This is a genomic window from Pseudogracilibacillus amylolyticus (SeqCode) (assembly GCF_051918545.1).
Taxonomy (GTDB): domain Bacteria; phylum Bacillota; class Bacilli; order Bacillales; family Amphibacillaceae; genus Pseudogracilibacillus.
Map to the genome: position 1 here is coordinate 1 of NZ_JBPPZG010000271.1, position 4,567 is coordinate 4,567.

Below are 4,567 nucleotides of genomic sequence, written 5' to 3' on the forward strand. Positions count from 1 at the left end.
AAAAATAAATGATGTCATGACAGATAGTCGTGCCGAAAAAAAGCATGCTTTATTTATTCCAATTGTTGGAGACACATTCAATGGGCATGACTTTATCGATCAAGCTATTCAAAATGGTGCTATTGCAGCTTTATGGGATGAAAAAGAAAAGCTTCCAAGTAATGTACCAGCTTCATTCGTCTTTTTTTTCGTTTCGGATACATTAAAAGCGATGCAAAAACTAGCTAATATCTATCGAGATGATATCGATCCAATTGTAATCGGAATTACTGGTTCGAATGGAAAAACGACGACGAAGGATCTTGTTAAATCTATTTTACAAACAGAACATAAAACCCATGCAACGAAAGGAAATTTCAATAATCATATTGGGTTACCGATCACTATTTTAGAAATGCCTCGGGATACAGAAGTTCTAGTCGTAGAAATGGGAATGAATGATTTTGGTGAGATAGATTTACTTACTAAAATTGCTCAGCCTAATTTTGCCATCATTACAAATATTGGTGAATCCCATATTGAGCATCTTGAATCAAGAGAAGGGATTGCTAGAGCAAAACTTGAAATACGAAATGGATTAAACCAAAATGGATTTTTGGTTATAGATGGCGATGAACCATTATTAAAGTCGGTCGCGGATGAGAAAAATGTCATCACTTGTGGATTTGCGAAAACAAATGTAGTAAATATTTCAGATGTACAGATAGGCGAACAGTCAACCTTATTTAAAATAAATAATGAAGACTATTCGGTTCCTTTACTAGGAAAACATCATGCGAAAAATGCTACGCTTGCGATAGTTATTGCTAGTCGGCTAGGTCTAGACCATCAAACAATTCAAAAGGGTTTGGATATGCTTGAACATACAACGATGCGCTTTGAAAGAATTCAAGGTAAAAATGGCGTATCGATTATAAACGATGCATATAATGCTTCAGCAACTTCTATGAAGGCAGCCATTGAAGTTGTAAAACAGTTAGAAGGTTTTAAACATAAAGGACTTGTCTTAGGGGATATACTAGAATTAGGAACTTATTCAAAACAGATGCATCAATCTGTTGCAGATACAATTGAAAAACCAATCGATTTTGTAATTACTTTTGGAGAACACGCCATTGAAATTACAAAACGACTGCAGCATAAAAACACTGCTGTGATAAGTCAACATTGTGCAACAAAGAAAGAAGTTATCGATTTATTACAAAATTACTTACAAGAGGAAACATTACTATTATTTAAAGCTTCAAGAGGGATGAAATTTGAAGATATAATCCAAAAAATTATGGAATAGTAATGGGACGGCTTCTTATTAAGGAGGAATAGGAAACTAATGAGTCTATACATTGTTATTATGACACTTGCAATAAGCTTTTTAATAACCGTCCTACTATGTCCTATATTTATTCCTTTTTTACGTAGACTAAAATTCGGACAGAGCATTCGGGAAGAAGGCCCAGAATCTCATATGAAAAAATCCGGTACTCCGACAATGGGTGGCATAATGATTGTTTTAAGTATTACATTAACGACGATCATTTTAATGTATAAATTTGTGGAAATTCCCGTTAGTTATGAATATTGGTTGCTCTTATTTGTACTCGTCGGTTATGGTTTATTAGGATTTTTAGATGATTTTATAAAAGTTGCTTTAAAACGGAATTTAGGACTGACTTCAAAGCAAAAGTTAGCAGGGCAAGTGATTATTGCTATTATTTTTTATTTTACTTTATGGTTAAATGATTTTCCTACTTATATTAAAGTACCAGGGACTGAACTACAGTGGGATCTTGGCTGGATGTATGCAATACTAATTCTTTTTATGTTAGTTGGTTCTTCCAATGCAGTTAATTTAACAGATGGACTGGATGGTCTTCTTGCAGGAACAGCAACAATATCTTTTGGTGCGTTTGCTTTAATTGCATCTTATTACTATCCCCAATTTGAAATTATTACGATTTTTTCACTGGCAGTAGTCGGTGCTTTAATCGGATTTTTAGTGTTTAATGCACATCCCGCCAAAGTCTTTATGGGAGATACAGGATCTCTTGCTTTAGGTGGGGCAATCGCTGCGGTTGCAATATTAACAAAAATGGAAATTATCTTAGTTATCATTGGTGGGGTTTTTGTCATTGAGACACTTTCTGTCATTATTCAAGTAATCTCTTTTAAAACGACAGGTAAAAGAGTGTTTAAAATGAGTCCCCTACATCATCATTATGAATTAAAAGGTTGGTCTGAATGGCGAGTTGTAATGACATTTTGGGTTGTCGCAATTATTTTTGCGACAATTGGCATTTATATTGAGGTGGCACTAGCATGAATGAACTGAAAAATTTCTCATATAAACATGTATTAGTATTAGGATTAGCAAAAAGTGGTACAGCAGCTGCAAAAGTATTGTTACAAAATAATATAAAGGTACGGGTGAATGATTATAACACTGGCGAGAACTCAAAAATAGTTGAAGAATTAATAAGTCAGGGTGCAGAAGTTATTGTAGGTTCGCACCCTATTTCTATTTTAGAAAACATAGATGTCGTCGTAAAAAACCCTGGAATACATTATGACAATATTATTGTTGTAGAAGCAATGAATAGAAAGATACCAATCATAACAGAAGTGGAACTAACTTCCATGTTAGCTTCTAATCATGATATTATTGGAATTACTGGTTCAAATGGAAAAACGACAACAACAACTCTCGTTGCGGAAATGTTAAAACATAGCGGGCAAAAAATGAAACTTGCGGGAAACATTGGGGTTGCATCGATCGAAGTTGCTCAAAATCTTGAGGAAAATGAGAAGTTAGTATTAGAATTATCCTCGTTTCAACTAATGGGAATCGAGACATTTAGACCGCGCGTAGCCGCTCTTTTAAATTTATTTGAAGCTCATCTTGATTATCATGGAACAGTGGAAAATTATAACCGAGCAAAAATGAATATATTTAAAAATCAGACAGAGTCAGATTTCTTAATTTATAATGCAGATGATCCTATCGTAAAAGAGGTTATCAATGAAGCGAAATCGACTCTTATACCGTTTTCCGCAAAAACGGTACAGCCGGATGGCGCGTACGTTTTAGATGGAGATATATATTTTAAAGATGAAAAGATTATTTCATTATCTGAGGTAGTGCTTGTAGGTGAGCATAATGTCGAAAATATTTTGGCAGCACTTAGTATTTCTATATTAAATGGTGCTACAAAAGAAGGTGTTCAGTATGTACTTAAGACTTTCAGTGGTGTCAAACATCGACTACAATTTGTTGCCAAAATAAATGAGCGTCTTTTTTATAATGATTCCAAAGCAACGAATATTTTAGCTACACAAAAAGCTTTAACCTCTTTTACACAACCGACAATTCTTTTAGCTGGTGGTTTGGATAGAGGTAATTCTTTTGATAGTTTGTTACCTGATTTGAAGCATGTTAAGGCGATGATTGTCTTTGGAGAAACTGCTCCTAAATTAGTTGAACTTGCAAAAAAAGCAAATATAAATACAGTAGTAAAAGTAAAAGATGTAACTGAAGCTACGAAGGTGGCTTTTGAAGCATCCGAAAAAGGAGATGTTATTTTACTATCACCGGCTTGCGCAAGCTGGGATCAATACAAAACGTTTGAAGAAAGAGGGGACATGTTTATTCAAGCTGTGCATATATTAGCATAGGGGGACAACTTTTTCTTCAAATAAACTTCATATTATGATTTTCCCCCACTTTAGTTAGAGGGGGCTTTTTTATGTATAAATTAATGAATGAACAAAAACGATTGCCTGACTTGACTCTTTTATTACTAGTTATGCTTTTACTTATTGTTGGACTCATTATGGTGTACAGCTCATCGCATGTTTGGGCAACGTATAAATATGATGACGCCTTCTTTTTTGTAAAACGTCAACTTTTATTTGCCGGTGTAGGTGTTATCGGTATGTTCGTCATTTATTTAATTCCTTATCAAGTATGGAAAAAATATGTCAAGGTCATTCTTGTTTTATGCTTATTATTATTGTTGCTCGTGTTGATCCCTGGTATTGGAATTGTTCGCGGAGGGGCTCAAAGCTGGATTGGAATAGGAGCATTTAGTATTCAACCTTCAGAGTTCATGAAACTCGGCCTGATTTTATATTTAGCAAGCTATTTAACAACACATCAGAAATATATTACAACGTTTGGCAGAGGATTTTTTTTACCAATTTCATTAATTTTTATCGTCTTTGCTATCATTATGTTGCAGCCAGACTTTGGGACCGGTGTTGTTTTAGTTGGAACTTGTGTGTTAATGATTTTTATCGCTGGAACAAGATTATCTTATTTTATTTATTTAGGGATCATTGGAATCATCGGATTTGCTTTATTGATTTTGTCTGCACCTTACCGAATAAGTCGAATAACTTCTTATCTAAATCCATGGGATGATCCATTGGGTGATGGGTTTCAAATTATTCAGTCTCTGTATGCGATTGGGCCAGGAAAATTAATGGGTGTAGGATTTGGTAATAGTTTACAGAAGTTTTTTTATCTACCAGAGCCCCAAACTGATTTTATTTTTGCTATTATAGGAGAAGA

General features: G+C 34.3%; 4 protein-coding genes. All 4 read left to right on the top strand.

The features are described from left to right. Positions 1 to 1,291, top strand: a 1,291-nt coding sequence (locus ACPYKA_RS19180) for a UDP-N-acetylmuramoyl-tripeptide--D-alanyl-D-alanine ligase (RefSeq protein WP_479543802.1), incomplete at its 5' end; no start/stop codon positions are given. Between the two features lie 39 nt (positions 1,292 to 1,330). Continuing rightward, positions 1,331 to 2,320 (top strand): phospho-N-acetylmuramoyl-pentapeptide-transferase, encoded by a 990-nt coding sequence (gene mraY, locus ACPYKA_RS19185; protein ID WP_479543803.1) that lies wholly within the window; start codon positions 1,331 to 1,333, stop codon positions 2,318 to 2,320. Next, entirely contained in the window at positions 2,317 to 3,669 is a 1,353-nt protein-coding gene (gene murD / locus ACPYKA_RS19190) for a UDP-N-acetylmuramoyl-L-alanine--D-glutamate ligase (protein WP_479543804.1), read from the top strand. The genes mraY and murD overlap by 4 nt, the downstream gene beginning before the upstream one ends. Before the next feature lie 83 nt (positions 3,670 to 3,752). Then, positions 3,753 to 4,567 (top strand): FtsW/RodA/SpoVE family cell cycle protein (locus ACPYKA_RS19195; RefSeq protein ID WP_479543805.1); only part of this gene is annotated, 815 nt, incomplete at its 3' end.

Coding starts and splice junctions, on each gene's coding strand:
- mraY (WP_479543803.1), top strand. CDS start 1,331: ATGAGTCTATACATTGTTATTATGACACTTGCAATAAGCTTTTTAATA.
- murD (WP_479543804.1), top strand. CDS start 2,317: ATGAATGAACTGAAAAATTTCTCATATAAACATGTATTAGTATTAGGA.